This is a genomic window from Curtobacterium sp. C2H10, from assembly GCF_025407985.1.
Classification (GTDB): domain Bacteria; phylum Actinomycetota; class Actinomycetes; order Actinomycetales; family Microbacteriaceae; genus Curtobacterium.
The window spans coordinates 1-260 of the sequence record NZ_JABXGF010000186.1; the positions used below are offsets into that span (position 1 = coordinate 1).

Below are 260 nucleotides of genomic sequence, written 5' to 3' on the forward strand. Positions count from 1 at the left end.
GCGGAATAATGGGATAAGGCGCACCGGGATATTGGCCGGAGGCCACGGCCAGATCGGCGAAATTAATACTGCCAGCCTTCATCCGTACCAGAATGCGGCCTTTGGTCGGGGGGACGGGGTCGGGACGCTCTCCATACTGGAATGCATCTCGTGCAGGGGCGGTGATTTCAATGTATTTCATCGGGGTTACTCCGTGGGGAAAAACCCACTGTACATTGCTGCATTTATATTTAGAATTGGCATAAATTACACTTCATACG

General features: G+C 51.9%; 1 pseudogene. It reads right to left on the reverse strand.

Annotated features, from left to right (window positions below):
- A pseudogene (locus HWD93_RS18575) lies at window positions 1-181 on the reverse strand (hypothetical protein); the annotation flags it as partial.
- Window positions 182-260 lie beyond the last annotated feature (79 nt).